The sequence below is a fragment of the Micromonospora sediminicola genome (assembly GCF_900089585.1).
GTDB classification, from domain to species: Bacteria; Actinomycetota; Actinomycetes; order Mycobacteriales; family Micromonosporaceae; genus Micromonospora; species Micromonospora sediminicola.
In genome coordinates, this window is the sequence record NZ_FLRH01000003.1 from 3117044 (window position 1) to 3138938 (window position 21895).

Below are 21895 nucleotides of genomic sequence, written 5' to 3' on the forward strand. Positions count from 1 at the left end.
CATGCTCGAGGCACAGGGCTGAACGGACGGGAGGCGTGATGCGCATCGGGGAGCTGTCGGCACGCACCGGGGTCAGTGCCCGGTCGATCCGGTACTACGAGCAGCAGGGCCTGCTCGCGGCCGTACGCAACGCCGGCGGACAGCGGGTGTTCGCGGAATCGGCGGTCGAGCGGGTCGACCTCATCCGGCGGCTCTTCGACGCCGGGTTGAGCAGCCGGCGGATGTCCGAGCTGCTGCCCTGCGTCACCAACCCCGACATCCGCACCGGGTGGCTCACCGACCGGCTGCGCGAGGAGCGGTCCCGGATGGTCGCCGAGATGGCGCGTCTCGCGCACGCCGTGTCGGTGCTCGACGACGTGGTCGCCGACATGACCGTCCCCGGGGAGGCCGCGACACCGGCCGCCTGAACGGGCTTGCCCCTGACACCGGTGTCACCTCCTACGGTCGGGCCATGACCGCAACCGTCGACACCGTTTCACCGGTGGCCTCCCTGCTCGAACCCGTCACCGTCGCCGGGATGCCGCTGAGATCGCGAATCGTCATGGCCCCGATGACCCGCAACCGCGCGCCCGGCGGGGTGCCCGCCCGGGAGGCGGCCGACTACTACCGGCGGCGCGCCGAGCAGGGCATCGGGCTGATCGTCACCGAGGGCGTCCTGGTGGACCACCCCAGCGCCGGCCACGAGGACACGGTGCCGAGGCTGACGCCCGGCCCGGCCGAGGCCGGCTGGCGGCGCGTGGTCGAGGCGGTCCACGCCGCCGGCGGCCGGATCGCCGCCCAGCTGTGGCACCTGGGCAGCCTGCGCGAGCCGGTGGACGGCCGCCCGGCGTGGACCCCGTCCGGCGTGCCGGAACCGGGGCGGCCGGCCGCCCGCGCGATGACGCTCTCCGACGCGGACGAGCTGCTGGCGGCGTACGCGGCCGCGGCGCGGACGGCCGGCCGGGTCGGCTTCGACGCCGTGGAGATCCACGCCGCGCACGGGTACCTGCTGGACGAGTTCCTCTGGCCGTACACGAACCGTCGGACCGACCGGTACGGCGGCTCACCGGCGCGGCGGGCGGCCTTCCCGGCCGAGGTCGTGCGCGCGGTGCGCGCGCAGTTCCCGGCGGACCGTCCGGTGATCGTGCGGTTCTCGCAGTTCAAGGAGCGCGCCTTCGACGCCCGCATCGCCGAGACCCCGGCCGAGCTGGCGGAGATCCTCACCGCGTTCGCGGACGCGGGCGCGGGCGTCCTGCACGCCTCGCAGCGCCGGTTCTGGCAGCCGGCGTTCGCCGGCTCGGCGCTGAACCTGGCCGGTTGGGCGAAACGGCTCACCGGCCTGCCGTCGATCACCGTGGGCTCGGTGGGACTGACCCGCGAGTTCCTGCGTCCGGGTGGCCCGGAATCGGTCTCCGGCCTCGCGAGCCGGCTGGTCGGCGGGGAGTTCGACCTGGTCGCCGTGGGTCGCGCCCTGCTCGGCAACCCGGCCTGGGCGACACTCGCGGCGACCGGTCGCCTGGCGGAGATCGCGGACTACCGCAAGGCGCACGAGGACGTGTATCCCTAGTCCGCCGGGCTTGACGGGGCGGATGTTATCGCTCACAGTCGGTGGCAGGGCAGGAGCACCGCAGGGCTCACCGGGCGAGCCGTGCTGGTCGGACCTCGACACCACCGCCGGAAACGGGTCGAGGCGTCGCATCACCACCGTCGCAATCCCGGAAGAGGAATCCGTATGAGACCAACGAGAGCCCTGCTGTCCACCGGCCTGCTGGCCGGCGCGCTGGCGGCCGGCATGGCGGTGGCGCTGGCCCCCGCCGCCGACGCCGGCACGACGCTGCGCGCGGCGGCGGCCGAGAAGGGCCGCTACTTCGGCGCCGCGGTCGCCACCGGCAAGCTGTCCGACAGCACGTACTCGACCGTCCTGAACCGAGAGTTCAACTCGGTGGTGGCCGAGAACGAGATGAAGTGGGACGCCACCGAGCCCCAGCAGGGGCGGTTCAGCTACACCGGCGGCGACCGGCTGGTCAGCCACGCCCGGGCCAACGGCATGAGCGTGCGCGGTCACACGCTGCTCTGGCACGCGCAGCAGCCGAGCTGGGCGCAGGGGCTGTCCGGCAGCGCGTTGCGCAACGCGGCGATCAACCACGTCACCCAGGTGGCCACCCACTTCCGGGGGCAGATCTACGCCTGGGACGTGGTGAACGAGGCGTTCGCCGACGGCGGCTCCGGCGGGCGCCGCGACTCCAACCTCCAGCGCACCGGCAACGACTGGATCGAGGCGGCCTTCCGGGCCGCGCGGGCCGCCGACCCGGGCGCGAAGCTCTGCTACAACGACTACAACACCGACGGGATCAACGCGAAGTCGACAGGCATCTACAACATGGTGCGCGACTTCAGGTCCCGGGGCGTGCCGATCGACTGCGTCGGCTTCCAGTCGCACCTGGGCACCACGATCCCGGGTGACTACCAGGCCAACCTCCAGCGCTTCGCCGACCTGGGCGTGGACGTGCAGATCACCGAGCTGGACGTGATGACCGGCGGCAACCAGGCGAACATCTACGGCACGGTCACCCGCGCCTGTCTCGCCGTGTCGCGGTGCACCGGCATCACGGTGTGGGGCGTGCGTGACTGCGACTCGTGGCGCGGTTCGGACAACGCGCTGCTGTTCGACTGCGCCGGGAACAAGAAGGCCGCGTACACCTCGGTGCTCAACGCGCTCAACGCCGGCGGCACCACCACCCCGCCGCCGAACACCACGTCGCCGCCGCCCACCACCACCTCGCCGCCGCCGACGCAGGGCGGGTGCTCGGCGTCGGTGTCGCTGAACTCGTGGACCGGCGGGTTCGTGGCCACGGTCCGGGTGACCGCCGGTTCGGGTGGCACCCGGGGCTGGACGGTCACCATGACGCTGCCCGGTGGCGCGAGCGTCACCAACACGTGGAGCGCCACGGCCAGCGGCAGCACGGGGACGGTCCGGTTCGCCAATGTGGACTACAACGGCCAGCTCGGCGCCGGGCAGAGCACGGAGTTCGGGTTCCAGGGCAACGGCAGCGGTTCGGGCATGACGCCCACCTGCGCTGCCGCCTGACCCACCCGTCGAAGGGGCGGCGCGACGACCCTCGCGCCGCCCCTTCGCGCTGCCGCCCGCCGCCGCCCGCGTCGGCTCCTGTTACGAGACCGAGACATATGCGTTTCGTCCGATCGGTTGACGCTGCAACTTGTGAGCGTTAACACTCCGGAGGGGATACCGGTGCGGTTCCGGCAGTGGAGGGGAGATGGGGCTCGTGCGCAGACGTTTTCTGGCCGCTCTGGGCGGCGTCGCGATCGCGGTCAGCCTGGCCGCGTGCAGTGGAGAGGGTGCGGGAGGCGGCGGGGACACCAAGGGGGCCGAGCCCGGCGACCTCACCATCGGCGTGTCGATGCCGACGCAGACCTCCGAACGGTGGATCGCCGACGGCAACTCGGTGAAGGAGAAGCTGCAGGCCAAGGGCTACAAGGTGGACCTGCAGTACGCCGGGGACGAGATCCCCACCCAGTCGCAGCAGATCGATCAGATGATCACCCAGGGCGCGGACGTGCTGGTCATCGCCGCGATCGACGGCACCGCGCTCAGCGGCCAGCTCCAGGCGGCGGCCAACGCGAAGATCCCGGTCATCTCCTACGACCGGCTCATCCGCAACAGCCCGAACGTCGACTTCTACGTCAGCTTCGACAACTACAAGGTCGGCGTGGCGCAGGCCAACGCGCTGCTGGTCGGTCTCGGGCTGCAGAACAAGGACGGCTCCAAGGGCTCCGCCGCCGGCCCCTTCAACATCGAGCTGTTCGCCGGCTCCCTGGACGACAACAACGCCCACTTCTTCTTCACCGGCGCCATGGACACCCTCAAGCCGTACCTGGACGCCGGCACGCTGAAGGTGAAGTCCGGCCAGACGAAGATCGAGCAGGTGGCCATCCTGCGCTGGCAGCAGGAGACCGCGCAGAAACGGATGGAGGACCTGCTCACCTCCAGCTACAACGACGGCGGCAAGGTCGACGGGGTGCTGTCGCCCTTCGACGGCCTGTCCCGGGGCATCATCACCGCCCTGCAGAACGCCGGCTACCGCGGTGGCGCCAGGAAGATGCCGGTCGTCACCGGCCAGGACGCCGAGGTCGCCTCGGTCAAGCTGATCAACGACGGCGTGCAGAGCTCGACCGTCTTCAAGGACACCCGCCTGCTGGCCGACCAGGCCGTGGTCGCCGCCGAGGCGTTCCTCAAGAAGGAGCAGCCCAAGGCGAACGACACCAAGACGTACGACAACGGGGTCAAGGTCGTGCCGTCGTTCCTGCTGCCGGTGCAGACCGTCTACAAGGACGACATCCAGTCGGTGCTGATCGACTCCGGTTACCTGACGGCCCAGGAGGTAGCCGCCGGACGAGCCGGGTGACCGCCCGGCGGGCCCGGGGCGGTCGCCGCCGCCGGGCCCGCCGCCAGCGGACCCGACGGCCACGACCAGGACGGTTGCCATGAGCGATCACATCCTCGACATGCGGAACATCACGAAGACCTTTCCCGGGGTGGCGGCGCTCCAGGACGTCTCACTCGCCGTCCGGCGCGGCGAGATCCACGCGATCTGCGGCGAGAACGGCGCCGGCAAGTCCACCCTGATGAAGGTGCTGTCCGGGGTGTACCCGACCGGCAGCTACGACGGGGAGATCGTCTTCGACGGCGAGCCGGTCGACTTCCGCGGGATCCGGGACAGCGAGTCCCGCGGCATCGTGATCATCCACCAGGAACTGGCGCTGGTGCCGTACCTGTCGATCGCCGAGAACATCTTCCTCGGCAACGAGCGCCGGGGCCGCGGCGGGCTCATCGACTGGCACCGGACCAACGCCGAGGCGGCGGCGCTGCTGCGCGAGGTCGGGTTGCACGAGAACCCGGTGACCCCGGTGGTCCAGCTCGGGGTGGGCAAGCAGCAACTGGTCGAGATCGCCAAGGCGCTGTCCAAGAAGGTGCGGCTGCTCATCCTGGACGAGCCGACCGCGGCACTCAACGACGTCGACTCGGCACATCTGCTGGACCTGATGCGCCGGCTCCGCGACCAGGGCATCACCTGCATCATGATCTCGCACAAACTGGGTGAGATCACAGCGGTCGCCGACTCCACCACGGTGATCCGGGACGGCCGGACGGTCGAGACGCTCGACATGCGCGACGGCGCCGTGACGCAGGAGCGGATCATCCGCGGCATGGTCGGGCGCGACCTGTCCGCGTTCTACCCGCCCCGGTCGGTGACGCCCGGGGCCGAGGTGCTGCGGATCGAGGACTGGACGGTGCGCCATCCGACCCAGGACCGGCTGGTGGTCGACCGGGCCTCGCTCTCCGTGCGGGCCGGCGAGGTGGTCGGCATCGCCGGCCTGATGGGCGCCGGCCGCACCGAACTGGCGATGAGCGTGTTCGGCCGCGCGTACGGGCGGGAGATCAGCGGACGGCTCTACCTCAACGGCCGCCAGGTGCGGGCCCGGACGGTGGCCGAGGCCATCGCGAACGGCATCGCCTACGCCACCGAGGACCGCAAGCACTACGGCCTGAACCTGATCGACGACGTGCGCGGCAACATCTCGGCCGCCGCTCTCGGCAAGCTGGCCCGGCACGGCTGGATCGACGGCAACCGGGAGATCGACGTCGCCGAGCGGGGGCGGCGCGACATGAACATCAAGACGCCGACGGTGATGGCGTCGGTGGGCAAGCTCTCCGGCGGCAACCAGCAGAAGGTCGTGCTGGCGAAGTGGCTGTTCACCGACCCCGACGTGTTGATCCTGGACGAACCGACCCGGGGCATCGACGTGGGAGCGAAGTTCGAGATCTACACGATCGTCAACCGCCTGGTGGCGGACGGGAAGGCGGTCGTCGTCATCTCCTCCGAGCTGCCCGAGCTGCTGGGCATGTGCGACCGCATCTACACCCTGGCGGCCGGTCGGATCACCGGCGAGCTGCCGGTTCGCGAGGCCACCCAGGAGAACCTGATGGAACTCATGACCAAGGACAGGGATCGCGTCGGATGACCAGCACGAAGCCCTCCAGCTCCCCGAAGGTGGCCGCGCCCGATGCCGGGGCGACCGCCACCCTGCACACCGGGACCAGCGACCCCCGCACGCTGATCCTCGGCAACCTGCGCCAGAGCGGCATCTACATCGCCCTGGTGGTGATCGTCGCGCTGTTCGCGGTCCTCACCGACGGCGTCTCGCTCAGCCCGGGCAACATCACCAACATCGTGCTCCAGTACTCCTACATCCTGGTGCTCGCGATCGGCATGGTCATCGTGATCATCGGCGGGCACATCGACCTGTCCGTGGGGTCGGTGGTGGCGCTCACCGGCGCGGTCTCGGCGGTGCTCGTCATCCGGGAGGGCCTGCCCTGGTGGGCGGGCGTCCTCGCCGCGCTCGCCGTGGGCGTCGCGGTGGGCGCGTGGCACGGCCTCTGGGTCGCGTACGCCGGGATCCCGGCCTTCATCGTCACCCTGGCCGGCATGCTGCTGTTCCGCGGGCTGACGCTGCGGGTGCTGGACAACATCTCGCTCTCGCCCTTCCCGGAGGAATACCAGCGGGTGGCCGCCGGGTTCCTCAACGGGCTTCTCGGCGGGCAGGGGTTCGACGCGTTCACGCTGTTCATCGGCGCCTTCGCGGTGGTCGGTTACGCCGCCAGCGTCTTCCGGACCCGGGTGGCCCGGGTCCGGCACGAACAGCCCGTCGAGTCGTTCCCGCTGTTCGTCCTCCGGGTGGCGGTGGTCGGTGCGGTCGTCATGTGGTTCGCCTGGCAGCTCGCCCACGCCCGGGGCCTGCCGATCGTGCTGATCGTCCTGGCCGTGCTGGTGCTGGTCTACGGCCTGCTCACCCGCCGTACGGTGTTCGGCCGGCAGGTGTACGCGATCGGCGGCAACCTGCCGGCGGCGACGCTGTCCGGCGTGCGGGTGAAGCGGGTCAACTTCTGGGTCTTCGTCAACATGGGCTTCCTCTCCGCCGTGGCCGGGGTGATCTACTCCTCCCGCTCCAACGGGGCCCAGCCGGCGGCGGGCAACATGTTCGAGCTGGACGCGATCGCGGCGGCCTTCATCGGCGGCGCGGCGGTCACCGGCGGGGTCGGCACCGTGGTCGGCGCCATGGTCGGTGGCCTGATCATGGCGGTGATGAGCAACGGCATGCAGCTCATGGGCGTCGACCAGTCCGTGCAGTCGGTGGTGAAGGGCCTGGTCCTGCTCGTCGCGGTGGCGTTCGACATCTGGAACAAGCGCCGCGCCGCGGGCGCCCGGTGACGACCGGCCGGACGGTCACGTGCCGTCCGGCCGGCCGTTCGGTCACCGGCCGGCGCCGGTCAGGCCCGGCTCCACCGCTGGTTGGTGTTGCCGTGACAGGTCCAGACGATCACCCGGCTGCCGTTGGCGGTGCCGCCGTTCTCGACGTCCAGGCACAGCGACGGAAAGCGGACGTTGCTCACCGTGCCGTTGCCGTTGAACGTCCACTGCTGGTTCGTGCCGCCGTTGCAGTCCCAGATCTGCACCCGCGTGCCGGCGCTCGCGTTCGTCGGCACGTCCAGGCACTTGCCCAGCACCTGCAACGCCTGCCCGGTGGCGGTGAACTGCTGGTTCGGGTTGCCGTGACAGTCCCAGACCAGCGTGCCGGTGCCGTTGGCGGTACCGGAGTTGTCGACGTCGAGGCAGCGCCCGGCCGACTCGCTGCGCAGCCGGAACGTGGTCGGGGTGGGCGGCGGGGAGGTGGTGCCGCCGCTGACCCGGTAGACCACCGTGCCGTGGGCCGGCACGCTGGCGGAGATCGCGCCCGAGGTGCTGGTGGTGGCGTCGGTCCACGCGTCGCGCAGGGTGAACGAGCTGCCGCTCTTGCCCACCGCCGCGGCCGTGGTGGAGACGGTCGTGGTGCTGCTGCCCTGGTTGAACAGGGCGACCGCGACGTCGCCGTTGGCCAGCGGCTTGGCCAGCACCCGCCGGGTGCCGTCGTTGGCGACCTGGACCGCCTGGCGGCCGAGCGTGTCCTGGTTGATCGCGACCAGGTTCTGGTTGCGCAGGATGGCCAGCGTGGCCGCGTTCGTCGACCGCGCGTCGTGGCCCATCATCAGCGGCGCGGCCAGGACCGACCAGAGCGCGAAGTGGCTGCGCATCTCGGTGTCGGTCATGCCGCCCCGGCCGACCTCCAGCATGTCGGGGTCGTTGAACCCGCCGGGGGCGGCGTAGCCGGCCAGCGGCACGGTGACGTCGACGATGTTCTGGATCCCCATCGGGTAGCCGTTGGTCTGGCCGGTGTTCCACGCGTTGGTGATGTCCTCGGTGGTGCGCCAGAGGTTCGCCACGTCGCTCCAGTTGCGCTGCGGCCCGGTCTTGGCGTGGTAGCTGTTCGGGTTGATGCTGTAGACGATCTGCCGGCCGGTGGACGCCAGCGCGTCGCGCATGATGCCGAACCTGGCCACCTGGTCGTTGATCGTCCCGGTGGAGGAGCACCAGTCGTACTTGAGGTAGTCGACGCCCCACGCGGCGAACTGCCGCGCGTCCTGGTACTCGTGGTTGAGGCTGCCGGTGGCGCCGGGGAAGGCGCCGCCGACCTGGGCGCAGGTCTTGTCCAGCGGCACCTGGTAGATGCCGAACAGCAGTCCCCGGGCGTGCAGGTAGTCGCCGAGCGCCTTCATCCCGCTCGGGAACCGCTGCGGGTGGGCCTGCAGGTTGCCCTGGGCGTCCCGGTTGGGGTCGAACCAGCAGTCGTCGACCACGACGTACCGGTACCCGAGGTCGCGCAGCCCGTTCGCGACGATCGCGTCGGCGGTCTGCCGGATGAGGGTCTCGTTGATGTTGCAGCCGAAGGTGTTCCAGGTGTTCCACCCCATCGGCGGGGTGCGGGCGACGCCGTTGTCGAGCGCCCGGGCCGGGCGTGGGGCGACGACCCCGTCGGTGACGGTGGCCGTGAGCGCCACCGCCGTGACGCCCAGGGCGGCCAGCATCCATCGTGTCCGTCTGCGCACTGATCCTCCTCGCTGGGCGGACGCCGGCCGTGCCGACGGCCGCGGCGGAGCGGCCCGCCTGTCGCCGGCCCGCGCGCCAGCGCGCCGGCCCGGGACGAGACGGCGCGGCGTTCGGGACGGGTCGGCGGATCGCGGTCGGCCGCTCCGGGTGGTGGGGTCCGGCGGTCACCCGGGTCGTCGTCCGTCGCCGCCGCGCTGCGGTGCGGGGTCGTCCACGGAGTGCCACGTCGGTGCGGTGATGCCGCGGATGTTATCGCTGACATTAAAGCCTGTAAATAGCGGCGGGCCTCGTGGGGCGGGGTGGTCGGCGCGTCCTCGGGGCGGGCTTGGAGAGGGAAACGGCCGCTGAAGGGCTCTCTGCCGGCCGGCGGGAGGGCCTCGAAGGGCGGGCCCCGGGTGTCGTCGACCGCGTCCTCGCAGGCGTTCTCGGAGGCTCAGGATGTTTTCGCTAACACAGGCACGTTCCGGCACCCGGACCGACCGTCGCCGCGGAGCGTCGGGGATCTCGTCCGCACGGCGGCCCCGCCGGTCCGGTGGCCACCGTGGTGATCGCTCACCCGATGGCGCTCCCCGTTACGTAGCTGTTGCGCAGAGGTGTCTTGACGGATGTGTATGTGAGCGCTAACACTAACCTCCGTGATGCGGCGGAGGTGCAGATGAGCGAAGTGGACGCGGCCGACCGGTACGTGGTCGGGGTCGATTTCGGCACGCTGTCCGGGCGGGCGCTCGTGGTGCGGGTGCGCGACGGCGCGGAGGTCGGCACGGCGGTGCACGACTACCGCCACGGGGTCATCGAGTCGGCCCTGCCCGACGGCGGCCCGGCGCTGCCCCCGGACTGGGCGCTCCAGGACCCCGACGACTACCGCGACGTGCTGCGCGAGGCGGTGCCCGCCGCGCTGGCCGTCGCCGGCGTGGATCCGGCCCTGGTCGTCGGCATCGGCACCGACTTCACCGCCTGCACGGTTTTGCCGACCCTCGCCGACGGCACCCCGCTGTGCGAGGTGCCGGAGCTGCGGCACCGGCCGCACGCCTGGGTGAAGCTCTGGAAGCACCACGCGGCCCAGCCGCAGGCCGACCGGATCAACGCCCTCGCCCACGAGCGGGGCGAGCCGTGGATCGGCCGCTACGGCGGCAAGATCTCCGCCGAGTGGCAGTTCGCCAAGGGGTTGCAGATCCTCACCGGGGATCCCGAGGTCTATCGCCGGGCCGAACGCTTCGTCGAGGCCGCCGACTGGATCGTCTGGGAGCTGTGCGGGGTGGAGACCCGCAACGCCTGCACCGCGGGCTACAAGGGCATCCGGCAGGACGGCCGGTACCCGTCGGCGGACTACCTCGGCGCGCTCGACCCCGACTTCACCGACTTCGTCGCCAAACTGGACGGTCCGCTACTGCCGCTGGGCGCGCGGGCGGGCACGCTCGGCGCCCGGGCGGCGGCCTGGACCGGGCTGCCCGAGGGCATCGCGGTCGCCGTGGGCAACGTCGACGCGCACGTCACCGCCGCCGCCGCGCAGGCACTGCGCCCGGGCCGGCTGGTGGCGATCATGGGGACGTCCACCTGCCACGTGCTCAACGGCACGCACCCGGCCGAGGTGCCGGGCATGTGCGGTGTGGTCGACGGCGGCATCAGTCCTGGCGCCTGGGGCTTCGAGGCCGGGCAGAGCGGCGTGGGTGACATCTTCGGCTGGTTCGTCCGCAACGCCGCCCCGGCGGGTCTGGACTCGCACGAGCGGCTCACCGAGCTGGCCGCCGCCCAACCGGTCGGCGCGCACGGCCTGGTCGCGCTGGACTGGTGGAACGGCAACCGGTCGTTGCTGGTCAACCACGACCTCAGCGGGCTGGTCGTCGGGCTGACGCTGGCCACCCGGCCGCCGGACGTCTACCGCGCCCTGCTGGAGGCCACCGCGTACGGCACCCGGATGATCATCGAGGCGTTCGCCGAGGCCGGCGTCCCGGTCGACGACCTGGTGGTCGCCGGCGGGCTCACCTCGAACCGGCTGCTGATGCAGATCTACGCCGACGTCACCAACCGTCCGCTCGGCATCATCGGCTCCGCCCAGGGGCCGGCGCTCGGGTCCGCGATCCACGCGGCGGTCGCCGCCGGCGCGTACCCGACGATCCATGAGGCGTCGGCCGCGATGGGGCGGGTGGACGAGGGCGTCTACCGGCCCGTACCGGAGAACGTCCGGGCCTACGACGCGCTCTACGCCGAGTACCGCGCGCTGCACGACCACTTCGGTCGCGGCGGTGACGACGTGATGCTGCGCCTGCGGGCGATCCGGAACGCGGCGCGGGACGCCGCCGCGCAGACCGACCCGGTTCTGGAGGTGATCGGATGAACGCCGACGTCGCCCGGCAGGTCGCCGCGGTGCGCGAGACCGTGGCCCGGCTGCACCGCGAGCTGACCCGCTACGACCTGGTGGCCTGGACCGCCGGCAACGTCTCGGCCCGCGTTCCCGGGCAGGAGCTGATGGTCATCAAGCCCAGCGGGGTGGACTACGACGACCTGACCGCCGACACGATGGTGGTCTGCGACCTCGGCGGCACCGTCGTGGACGGCGGCGGCTCGCCGTCGAGCGACACCGCCGCGCACGCGTACGTCTACCGGGCGATGCCCGAGGTCGGCGGTGTGGTGCACACCCACAGCGGCTACGCCACCGCGTGGGCGGCGCGGGGCGAGGCGATCCCGTGCTGGCTGACCGCCCAGGCCGACGAGTTCGGCGGCGAGATCCCGGTCGGGCCGTTCGCCCTGATCGGCGGCGACGACATCGGCAAGGGGATCGTCAGCACCCTGGCCGGGCACCGCTCGCCCGCGGTGCTCATGCGCAACCACGGCGTCTTCACCATCGGCCGGGACGCCCGGGCCGCGGTCAAGGCCGCGGTGATGTGCGAGGACGTGGCCCGCACCGCCCACCTGGCCCGCGCGCTCGGGCCGCCGCTGCCGATCGCGGCGGCCGACGTCGACGCGCTGCACGACCGCTACCAGAACGTCTACGGCCAACGCCCGACCACCGACCCCACCACCACACCCGGTCGTGCCGGCCCTGCCGGCCGCGCGTCCGGCTCACCCCACCACGAGGAGAACCGATGAGAACCAGGAGCACGGCACGCACCGTCATCGCGGCCCTCGCCGGCGTGCTGCTCGCCGGCGGCATGGTCGCCTGCGGCAACAGCGACACCGGCGGCGGGTCCGGCGGCGACGACAAGATCGTCCTGGGCTTCTCCCAGGTCGGCGCGGAGAGCGGCTGGCGCACCGCGAACACCACCTCGATCAAGGAGGCGGCGGGCGAGGCCGGCATCGAGCTGAAGTTCGACGACGCGCAGCAGAAGCAGGAGAACCAGATCAAGGCGATCCGCAACTTCATCCAGCAGAAGGTCGACGTCATCGCCTTCTCGCCGGTCGTCGAGTCCGGCTGGGACACCGTGCTGAAGGAGGCCAAGGACGCCAAGATCCCGGTGATCCTGACCGACCGCGCGGTCGACTCGGCCGACAAGTCGCTCTACAAGACGTTCCTCGGCTCGGACTTCAAGAAGGAGGGACGGCTCGCCGGCGAGTGGCTGGTGGAGCAGAAGAAGTCGGCGTCCGGCCCGGTCAACATCGTCGAGCTGCAGGGCACCACCGGCTCGGCGCCGGCGAACGACCGCAAGGAGGGCTTCGCCGGCGCGATCGCGGCCAACCCCAACCTGAAGATCATCGCCTCGCAGTCCGGTGACTTCACCCGCGCCGGCGGCAAGCAGGTGATGGAGCAGTTCCTCAAGGCCAACCCGAAGATCGACGTGCTCTTCGCGCACAACGACGACATGGGTCTGGGCGCGCTGGAGGCGATCACCGCGGCGGGCAAGGTGCCCGGCAAGGACATCACCATCATCACCGTCGACGCGGTGAAGGACGGCATGCAGGCGCTCGCGGACGGCAAGTTCAACTTCATCGCCGAGTGCAGCCCGCTGCTCGGCCCGCAGCTGATGGACCTGGTGAAGAAGGTCAAGGCCGGCGAGGAGGTCCCGGCCCGGATCGAGACCGAGGAGACCACCTTCACCCAGGAGCAGGCCAAGGAGGCGCTGCCCAACCGCAAGTACTGACCCACCCGCGGGGGTCGCCGTCGCGCCGACGGCGACCCCCGCGCCACCACCGTCGAAGAAGAGGTCCGATGGGTACGGGTGAGCGTCCGGTCCTGACCATGACCGGCATCAGCAAGACCTTCCCCGGGGTCCGTGCGCTGCACGACGTCGACTTCCGGCTGTTCCCGGGCGAGGTCCACGCCCTGATGGGCGAGAACGGCGCCGGCAAGTCGACCCTGATCAAGGTGTTGACCGGCGTCTACGGCACCGACGCGGGCGTCGTCACGCTCAACGGTGAGCAGGTCTCCTTCAGCGGGCCGATGCAGGCCGCCGCGGCCGGCGTGAGCACCGTCTACCAGGAGGTCAACCTCTGCACGAACCTGTCGGTGGCGGAGAACGTCTTCATCGGCCGGGAGCCGCGCCGCCTCGGCGCCGTGCGCTGGGGCGAGATGCGCCGGCGCGCCCGCGAGCTGCTGGCCCGGCTCGACCTCGACCTCGACGTCACCGCGCAGCTCGGCACGTACTCGCTGGCCGTGCAGCAGATGGTGGCGATCGCCCGGGCGATCGACGTGCGGGCGCGGGTGCTCATCCTCGACGAGCCGACCTCCAGCCTCGACGCGGGCGAGGTCGCGCAACTGTTCCGGATCATGCGACAGCTGCGCGACGAGGGGATCGCCATCCTGTTCGTCACCCACTTCCTGGACCAGGTCTACGGCATCGCCGACCGGATCACCGTGCTGCGCAACGGCACCCTGGTGGGGGAGTACCGCACCGAGGAACTGCCCCAGTTCAGCCTGGTCGAGAAGATGATCGGCCAGGAACTCGACGTGCTGGAACGGCTCGACGAGCAGCAGAAGCGCGCCACCGTCGCCCCCGCCGGGACGGACCCGCTGGTGGACGCCGTGGAGCTGGGGCGGCGGGGCGCGGTCGCCCCGTTCAGCCTGCGCATCGAGGCCGGTGAGGTGGTCGGCCTGGCCGGCCTGCTCGGCTCCGGCCGCACCGAGGTCGCCCGCCTGCTCTTCGGCGCCGACCGCGCCGACCACGGCCAGGTCCGCCTCGACGGGGGCCGTTCGCCGCTGCGTACCCCCGTCCAGGCCATCGAGCAGGGCATCGGCTTCTGCTCGGAGAACCGCCGCGCGGAGGGCATCGTGCCGGAGCTGTCGGTCCGGGAGAACATGATCCTGGCGATGCAGGCCGCGCGTGGCTGGCTGCGTCCGGTTCCGCGCCGCCGGCAGGACGAGCTGGTCCGCCGGTACGTCGAGGCGCTCAGCATCCGGCCGGCGAACCCGGAGCTGCCGGTGCGCAACCTCTCCGGCGGCAACCAGCAGAAGGTGCTGCTGGCGCGCTGGCTGATCACCGAGCCGCGCCTGCTCATCCTGGACGAGCCCACCCGCGGCATCGACGTCGGCGCCAAGGCCGAGATCCAGAAGTTGGTGGTGCAGCTCTCCGACGGCGGCATGGCGGTGCTGTTCATCTCCGCCGAGCTGGAGGAGGTGCTGCGCCTGAGCCACCGGGTCGCGGTCATGCGGGACCGCGAGATGGTCGCCCAGCTCACCAACGACGACTCGCTCGACGCCGACCGCGTCATGCGCACCATCGCCAGCGGAACCCCGAGGGAGGAGGTGACCCGATGACCACCGTCGCCGACCGCCTCCGCCCGGTGACCGGCCACCGTCTGTTCTGGCCGGCCCTCGTGCTCGTGGTCATGATCGCCGCGAACACCGTCTACCGACCCGGCTTCCTCGCCGTGGAGGTCAAGAACGGCCACCTGTACGGCACGCCGGTCGACATCCTCCGGTTGAGCGCGCCGCTGATCCTGGTCGCGCTCGGCATGACCCTCGTCATCGCCACCGGCGGCATCGACCTGTCCGTCGGCTCACTCTGCGCCATCAGCGGGGCGATCGCCTGCCTGCACATCAGCCGGGCCGCCGACCCGGACAGCCCGTCCACCGTGCTCACCGCGCTGGCCCTGGCCTTCGGGGCCGCGTTGGTGCTCGGCGCCTGGAACGGGGTGCTGGTCGCCGTCATCGGCATCCAACCCATCATCGCCACGCTGATCCTCATGGTGGCCGGGCGGGGGATCGCCCAGCTGGTCACCGAGGGGCAGATCATCACGATCAACTCCGGCCCGTACCGGGCGATCGGGCTCGGGCACCTCCTCACCCTGCCGCTGGCCGTCCTGATCGCCCTGGCCGCGGCGCTGCTGGTGGCCGCGTTCACCCGGCGCACCGCGCTCGGGCTGATCGTCGAGTCGGTGGGCGGCAACGCCGAGGCGAGCCGGCTCGCCGGCATCCGGTCCCGGCGGATCGTCTTCCTCGTCTACGTGGTCAGCGCCGCCTGCGCCGCGCTCGCCGGCTTCATGGTCACCGCGAACGTGTCCAGCGCGGACGGCAACGCCGCCGGCCTGTGGATCGAACTCGACGCGATCCTCGCGGTGGTGATCGGCGGCACCTCGCTGGCCGGCGGCCGGTTCTCGCTCGGCGGCACCGTCCTGGGCGCGCTGATCATCCAGACCCTGACCACCACGGTGTACGCCATGAACATCTCGCCCCAGACGTCGCTGCTGTTCAAGGCCGTCGTCGTCATCGCGGTCTGCCTCGTGCAGGCCCCGGCGTTCCGGGCCCGGTTCCGTCGTCGACGCCGTGGCGTCGAACCCGGCCCGGCGGCGCCCCAACGGGAGAAGGAGCAGGTGCCGGCATGAGCAGCACGTCGTCGACCGTCGTCCGGTCCTGGCGGCCCGGCCTGCCCCGGCGGCACGTCCCGGTCCTGGCCACGCTGGCCCTGCTGCTGGTCATGTACGGCATCGGGGTGTCCCAGTACCGCGCGTTCTCCAACGTCCAGGTCGTCTTCAACGTCTTCATCGACAACGGCTTCGTGCTCGTCGTCGCGGTCGGCATGACCTTCGTGATCCTCACCGGCGGCATCGACCTCTCCGTGGGCTCGGTGGTCGCCATGACCGCCATGGTGTCGGCCGCCCTGCTGCGCGACGGCATGCCGGCGGCCCTGGTCCTGGTCATCGCGCTGCTGATCGGACCGACGCTGGGCTTCCTGATGGGCTGCGCGATCCACTTCTTCGACATCCAACCGTTCATCGTCACGCTCGCCGGGATGTTCTTCGCCCGGGGCATGTGCACGTTCATCAGCGGCGCCTCGATCTCCATCACCGACGGCTTCTGGACCGGCATGTCGCAGCAGCGCATCGGGAACCCGGCCGGCAACTTCGTGTCGATCAGCGTGCTGATCGCGTTCGCGGTGGTCCTGGTGGCGGCGTACGTGCTGGCGTACACCCGGTTCGGCCGCAACGTGTACGCCGTCGGCGGCAACGCGCAGTCGGCGTTGCTGATGGGCCTGCCGGTGGCGCGGACCCGGATCGCCGTCTACACCATCAGCGGGCTCTGCTCGGCGATCGGCGGCATCCTGCTGTCGTTCTACACGCTGTCCGGCGCGCCGTTGATCGCCGTCGGCATGGAACTGGACGTGATCGCCGCCGTCGTGATCGGCGGCACCGTGCTCACCGGTGGATCCGGATACGTCTTCGGCACCGTCCTCGGCGTGCTGGTGCTGGGCGTCATCCAGACCCTGATCACGTTCGACGGCAGCCTCAACTCCTGGTGGACGAAGATCGTGATCGGCGGCCTGCTGTTCGCGTTCATCCTCCTCCAGCGCCTCATCGGCATCCGGTTCAAGTGACGGTTCCTAGCGCGGAAGGCAACAACATGGCAACTCATCCCCAGCCCGAGGTCTGGTTCCTCACCGGCAGCCAGGGCCTCTACGGCGAGGACACCCTGCGGCAGGTCGCCGAGCAGTCCCGGCAGATCGCCGCGTGCCTGGACGAGTCGCCGGACATCCCCGTACGCGTGGTCTGGAAGCCGGTCCTGACCTCCGGCACGGACATCCTCGCCGTCTGCCGGGACGCGGCCGTGCGGGGCGCGGTCGGGGTGATCGCCTGGATGCACACGTTCTCCCCGGCGAAGATGTGGATCGCCGGCCTGGACGCGCTGCGGACGCCGCTGCTGCACCTGCACACCCAGGCGAACGTGGCGCTGCCCTGGGACACCATCGACATGGACTTCATGAACCTGAACCAGGCCGCGCACGGCGACCGCGAGTTCGGCTACATCCAGACCCGGCTCGGGGTGGCCCGCAAGACCGTCGCCGGGCACGTCACCGACCCGCGGGTGGTCGGACGGGTCGCGGCCTGGGCCCGCGCCGCGGTCGGCTGGTCGGCGGTGCGGTCGTTGCGGCTGGCCCGCTTCGGCGACAACATGCGCGACGTCGCGGTGACCGAGGGGGACAAGGTCGAGGCGGAGCTGCGGTTCGGCGTCTCGGTCAACACCTACGGCGTGAACGACCTGGTCGCGGCCGTCGACCAGGTCGCCGACGCGCAGGTGGACGACCTGGTCAAGGAGTACGACGACACCTACCGGGTGGACGCCGACCTGCGGCCCGGCGGCGCCCGGCACGACTCGCTGCGCTACGCCGCCCGCCAGGAGTTGGGCCTGCGGGCGTTCCTCGACGAGGGCGGTTTCCGCGCCTTCACCACCAACTTCGAGGACCTGGGCGGGCTGCGTCAGCTCCCGGGCATCGCGGTGCAGCGGCTGATGGCCGACGGGTACGGCTTCGGCGGCGAGGGGGACTGGAAGACCTCCGTGCTGGTGCGGACGTTGAAGGCGATGGCCGTCGGCGTCGACGGCGGCACGTCGTTCATGGAGGACTACACCTACGACCTGACGGTCGGCCAGGAACTGGTCCTCGGCGCGCACATGCTGGAGGTCTGTCCGAGCATCGCCGCCGACGTGCCCACGGCGGAGGTGCACCCGCTGAGCATCGGCGGGCGGGAGGATCCGGTCCGGTTGGTGTTCGACGCGGCGTCCGGCCCGGCCGTCGTGCTCGGCATGGCCGACATGGGGGAGCGGTTCCGGCTGGTCGCCAACGAGGTGGACGTGGTGCCGCCGCCGCACCCGCTGCGCCGCTTGCCGGTGGCCCGCGCGGTCTGGCGGCCGCGCCCCGACCTGGCCGGCTCGGCGGAGGCGTGGATCACCGCGGGCGGCCCGCACCACACCGTGCTCTCCCAGGCCGTGGGGGTGGAGGAGCTACGCGACCTGGCGGCGATGGCCCGCACCGAGCTGGTCGTCATCGACGCCGACACGGCGCCGCACCGGTTCGCCGACGAGCTGCGCTGGAACCAGGCGTACTACCGGCTCGCCCGGGGGTTCTGAGGCGCGCCGGCGGCACGCCGGGTGGCGGGTCCCCGGGCCGGGGGCCGCCACCCGGATGTGTCCGCCGGGTCACGCCTTGACGAACGTCATGTTATCGCTCACAGTCGATGTGTCGGGTCGTCGACATCGCGCGCGGACCGTTCCGGGCCGAGACCGCGCCGCAGCTGTGCGGAGATCCGACTCCCTTCCGGCGCGAACGACTGTTAGCGATCACATGGGCGGTGCCGCCTGCGTCGTCCCGCCCCGGAACCGGTCGACGAAGGAGAGTCATGGTGAGCAGAGGTCGGTTGGCCCGGCTCCTGGCGGGGTTGGCGGCGATGCTGGTCGGCGGCGCGCTGGTGACGGTGGCGCCGGTGCCGGCGTCGGCCGCGACGGTGGACACCGGCGCGTGGTACGTGCTGGTGAACCGCAACAGCGGCAAGGCGCTGGACCTGTACAACCAGGCCACGAACGACGGGGCGCGGATCACCCAGTGGTCGCGCAACGACGGGGCCTGGCAGCAGTGGCAGTTCGTGGACTCCGGTGGCGGCTGGTACCGGATCCGGTCGCGGCACTCGGGCAAGGTGCTGGACGTGACCGGCGCCTCGACCGCCAACGGTACGGCCGTGGTGCAGTGGTCCGACCACAACGGGACCAACCAGCAGTTCCGGCTGGCGGACTCGGACAGCGGCTACGTGCGGCTGGTCAACCGCAACTCGAACAAGGTCGTGGAGGTGCAGAACGCCGCCACGACCGACGGCGGCAACATCGTGCAGTACGACGACTGGAACGGCGCGAACCAGCAGTGGCAACTGGTGCGTGTCGGGGACGGCGGCAACCCGAACCCCGGCGGCACGTTCACCAACCCGGCCGTCTGGCAGGACTTCGCCGACGTCGACATCATCCGGGTCGGGGACGTCTACTACATGTCCGCCTCGACCATGCACTACTCGCCGGGCGCGCCCGTGCTGCGCTCCTGGGACCTGGTGAACTGGGAGTTCGCCGGGCACTCCGTCCCCCGGCTCGACTTCGGCGCGAAGTACGACCTGACCAACGGCGCGCACGCGTACGTGGACGGCATCTGGGCGTCGACGTTGAACTACCGGCCGAGCAACCGGACCTACTACTGGGCCGGTTGCGTCGACTTCGCCCAGACCCACATCTACACCGCCGGCGCGGTCGACGGCGCCTGGAGCCGGCTGACCACCATCCCGAACTGCTACTACGACGCCGGCATGCTGATCGACGACAACGACACGATGTACGTGGCGTACGGCAACGGCACGATCAGCGTGGCGCAGCTGTCCGCCGACGGGCGCAGCCAGGTACGGGCCCAGCAGGTCTACCAGACGCCGTCGAGCATCGGCACGCTGGAGGGGGCCCGCTTCTACAAGCGCAACGGCGCCTACTACATCTGGCTCACCCGGCCGGCCAACGGCCAGTACGTGCTCAAGTCCACCAACGGCCCGTTCGGCCCGTACGAGCAGCGGCAGGTGCTGCTCAACCTGCCCGGTCCGATCTCCGGCGGGGGCGTGCCGCACCAGGGCGGGCTCGTGCAGACGCAGAACGGCTCCTGGTACTACATGGCCTTCACCGACGCCTACCCGGGCGGCCGGATGCCGACGCTGGCGCCGATCACCTGGACCGCCGACGGGTGGCCGCAGGTGCAGACCGTCAACGGGGCCTGGGGCGCGAGCTATCCCAACCCGCTGCCGCTGCGCCCGGTCAAGCCGCTCACCGGCACCGACACCTTCGCCGGCGCCACGCTCGGCGTGCAGTACGAGTGGAACCACAACCCGGACAACAGTCGCTGGTCGGTGAACAACGGCCTGCGGCTGCAGACCGCCACCGTGACCAACGACCTCTACCGGGCCCGCAACACGCTGACCCACCGGATCCAGGGCCCGACCTCCACCGGGACCGTGGAGCTGGACTACTCGGGCATGCGCGACGGCGACCGGGCCGGGCTCGCGATGCTGCGCGACAGTTCGGCGTGGATCGGGGTCCGGCGGGACAACGGCACCACCCGGGTGGTGATGACCAACGGCCTGACCATGGGATCCGACAACTGGAACACCACCTCCACCGGGACCGAGATCGCCGGCGCACCAATCTCCGGCGGGCGGATCTGGTTGCGGGCCAACGCCGACATCCGGCCCGGCTCCGGCCGGCAGGCACGGTTCTCCTACAGCACCGACGGGGTCACCTTCGTCCCGTTGGGCAACGCGTTGACGCTCAACAACGCGTGGCAGTTCTTCATGGGATACCGCTTCGGCATCTTCAACTACGCCACGCAATCACTCGGTGGCGCGGTGACCGTACGCCAGTTCTCGTTGACGACCCCGTGACAACGGTCACCATTTACGACCGTTGACATATCTGCGAATTGCCCGGGGTGGGGTTCCGGTAATCATCGGAAAAGCCTCACCCCGGGCCCAATACACCGGCGCGGAGCTGGGACTTCGCCGTCCCGACCGGAGGAGGGGAATGGGGCCGTGGACGATTCCGTGGCATTCGGCGGCCGGCGCCCGGACGCGGGACGGACGGTGCCGTTCCGGCGGGAACGGCTGGCGTAGACTGTCGCCACCCGGGCCGGTCCGGTCGAGATCGACCGGGTTCGGCCACCGCGGGCTGTCGGAAAGTGAGGTGGCCGTGCGCGGTCCTGCGATGACGGACGTGGCTCGCCTCGCCGGGGTGTCGCACCAGACGGTGTCCCGGGTCCTCAACGGGCATCCCAACGTGCGCGAGCAGACCCGGCTCCGGGTCCAGGCGGCCATCACCGAACTCGGCTACCGGCCCAACCGCGCCGCCCGCGCGCTGGTCACCGGCCGGTCCCAGGTGATCGGCGTGGTCGCGCAGAACACCACCCTCTACGGGCCGGCCTCCCTGCTGGCCGCGCTGGAGCAGACCGCCGCCGAGGCCGGTTTCGCGGTCAGCGTCGGCAGTGTGAGCGACCTCGACCACCGCTCCATCTCCGCGGCGGTGGAACGGCACCTGGCCCACCGGGTCGCCGGCATCGTGGTGATCGCGCCGGTCGAGTCCGCCGGGGAGGCGCTGGAGCGACTTCCCCAGGACGTGCCGCTGGTGACCGTCGACGGCGACCCGCGCCGACCGATCCCGCTGGTGACGGTCGACCAGGTCGCCGGCGCCCGGGCCGCCACCCAGCACCTCCTCGACGCCGGGCACCGCACGGTCTGGCACGTCTCCGGCCCGTCGGACTGGTTCGACAGCGCCGGCCGGATCGAGGGCTGGCGCGAGGCCCTGCAGCTGGCCGGCGCCGAGATACCGCCACTGGTCCCGGCCGACTGGTCCGCCGCCGCCGGCTACCGGTCCGGGCAGATGCTGGCCCGCATGCCCGAGGTCACCGCCGTCTTCACCGCAAACGACCACCTCGCGCTCGGCGTGCTCCGCGCGCTGCACGAGCACGGCCGGCGGGTGCCGGACGACATCAGCGTGGTCGGGTTCGACGACGTCCCCGAGGCGGCCTACTTCATCCCGCCGCTGACCACCGTGCGCCCCGACTTCGCGGCGGTCGCCGGGGCCAGCCTCGACCTGCTGCTGGCGCAGATCGAGTCGGCCGGCGTCGGCCCGTTGCGCCAGACCATCGCGCCGACGCTGATCCCGCGACGCAGCGTGGGTCCACCGCCGCGGCGCTGAGCCG

Annotated in this window: 16 protein-coding genes; 15 read left to right on the forward strand and 1 reads right to left on the reverse strand. The window is 71.3% G+C overall.

What is annotated here, in order from left to right; all coding sequences use genetic code 11:
• Positions 1 to 38 precede the first annotated feature (38 nt).
• The 6 genes from GA0070622_RS14950 to mmsB all read left to right on the forward strand — a co-directional run bounded on the left by GA0070622_RS14950 (position 39) and on the right by mmsB (position 7268).
• Entirely contained in the window at positions 39 to 407 is a 369-nt protein-coding gene (locus GA0070622_RS14950) for a MerR family transcriptional regulator (RefSeq protein ID WP_091573854.1), read from the forward strand.
• A 44-nt stretch (positions 408 to 451) separates the two neighbouring features.
• Positions 452 to 1546 (forward strand): oxidoreductase, encoded by a 1095-nt coding sequence (locus tag GA0070622_RS14955; RefSeq protein ID WP_091573855.1) that lies wholly within the window; start codon positions 452 to 454, stop codon positions 1544 to 1546.
• A gap of 165 nt (positions 1547 to 1711) precedes the next feature.
• Positions 1712 to 3067, forward strand: coding sequence for a glycoside hydrolase family 10 protein (locus GA0070622_RS14960; RefSeq protein ID WP_091573856.1), 1356 nt, complete (start codon positions 1712 to 1714; stop codon positions 3065 to 3067).
• 196 nt (positions 3068 to 3263) lie between these two features.
• On the forward strand, positions 3264 to 4403 hold the full coding sequence (gene chvE, locus GA0070622_RS14965; RefSeq protein WP_091577424.1) for a multiple monosaccharide ABC transporter substrate-binding protein: 1140 nt from the start codon (positions 3264 to 3266) through the stop codon (positions 4401 to 4403).
• A 79-nt stretch (positions 4404 to 4482) separates the two neighbouring features.
• On the forward strand, positions 4483 to 6021 hold the full coding sequence (gene mmsA, locus GA0070622_RS14970; protein ID WP_091573857.1) for a multiple monosaccharide ABC transporter ATP-binding protein: 1539 nt from the start codon (positions 4483 to 4485) through the stop codon (positions 6019 to 6021).
• Positions 6018 to 7268 carry a multiple monosaccharide ABC transporter permease gene (mmsB, locus tag GA0070622_RS14975; RefSeq protein WP_091573858.1) on the forward strand — a complete coding sequence of 417 codons (1251 nt, stop codon included), beginning with the start codon at positions 6018 to 6020 and terminating at the stop codon, positions 7266 to 7268. Before mmsA ends, mmsB begins: the two co-directional genes overlap by 4 nt.
• A 59-nt stretch (positions 7269 to 7327) precedes the next feature.
• Here mmsB and GA0070622_RS14980 read toward each other — a convergent pair whose 3' ends face one another.
• On the reverse strand, positions 7328 to 8980 hold the full coding sequence (locus tag GA0070622_RS14980) for a glycoside hydrolase family 27 protein (RefSeq protein WP_091573859.1): 1653 nt from the start codon (positions 8978 to 8980) through the stop codon (positions 7328 to 7330).
• Between the two features lie 656 nt (positions 8981 to 9636).
• Between GA0070622_RS14980 and araB the strand changes: the two genes are divergently transcribed.
• From araB to GA0070622_RS15025, 9 genes are all read left to right on the forward strand, one after another.
• Positions 9637 to 11316 carry a ribulokinase gene (gene araB / locus GA0070622_RS14985; protein WP_091573860.1) on the forward strand — a complete coding sequence of 560 codons (1680 nt, stop codon included), beginning with the start codon at positions 9637 to 9639 and terminating at the stop codon, positions 11314 to 11316.
• Positions 11313 to 12068 (forward strand): L-ribulose-5-phosphate 4-epimerase, encoded by a 756-nt coding sequence (locus GA0070622_RS14990; protein ID WP_245666300.1) that lies wholly within the window; start codon positions 11313 to 11315, stop codon positions 12066 to 12068. Before araB ends, GA0070622_RS14990 begins: the two co-directional genes overlap by 4 nt.
• Entirely contained in the window at positions 12065 to 13057 is a 993-nt protein-coding gene (locus GA0070622_RS14995) for an ABC transporter substrate-binding protein (protein ID WP_091573861.1), read from the forward strand. The genes GA0070622_RS14990 and GA0070622_RS14995 overlap by 4 nt, the downstream gene beginning before the upstream one ends.
• Positions 13058 to 13125: 68 nt before the next feature.
• Complete coding sequence (locus tag GA0070622_RS15000) at positions 13126 to 14670, forward strand: sugar ABC transporter ATP-binding protein (RefSeq protein ID WP_091573862.1); 1545 nt, start codon at positions 13126 to 13128, stop codon at positions 14668 to 14670.
• The gene (locus GA0070622_RS15005; RefSeq protein ID WP_091573863.1) at positions 14667 to 15737 is read left to right on the forward strand and encodes an ABC transporter permease; all 1071 of its coding nucleotides are present in this window, start codon (positions 14667 to 14669) and stop codon (positions 15735 to 15737) included. Before GA0070622_RS15000 ends, GA0070622_RS15005 begins: the two co-directional genes overlap by 4 nt.
• On the forward strand, positions 15734 to 16726 hold the full coding sequence (gene yjfF, locus GA0070622_RS15010) for a galactofuranose ABC transporter, permease protein YjfF (protein ID WP_091573864.1): 993 nt from the start codon (positions 15734 to 15736) through the stop codon (positions 16724 to 16726). The genes GA0070622_RS15005 and yjfF overlap by 4 nt, the downstream gene beginning before the upstream one ends.
• Before the next feature lie 26 nt (positions 16727 to 16752).
• On the forward strand, positions 16753 to 18255 hold the full coding sequence (gene araA, locus GA0070622_RS15015) for an L-arabinose isomerase (RefSeq protein WP_091573865.1): 1503 nt from the start codon (positions 16753 to 16755) through the stop codon (positions 18253 to 18255).
• Between the two features lie 269 nt (positions 18256 to 18524).
• Positions 18525 to 20582: an RICIN domain-containing protein gene (locus GA0070622_RS15020; protein ID WP_091573866.1), complete on the forward strand. Its 2058-nt coding sequence runs from the start codon at positions 18525 to 18527 to the stop codon at positions 20580 to 20582.
• Positions 20583 to 20901: 319 nt separating this feature from the next.
• Positions 20902 to 21891, forward strand: coding sequence for a LacI family DNA-binding transcriptional regulator (locus GA0070622_RS15025; protein WP_172967769.1), 990 nt, complete (start codon positions 20902 to 20904; stop codon positions 21889 to 21891).
• The last annotated feature ends 4 nt before the right edge of the window (positions 21892 to 21895 follow it).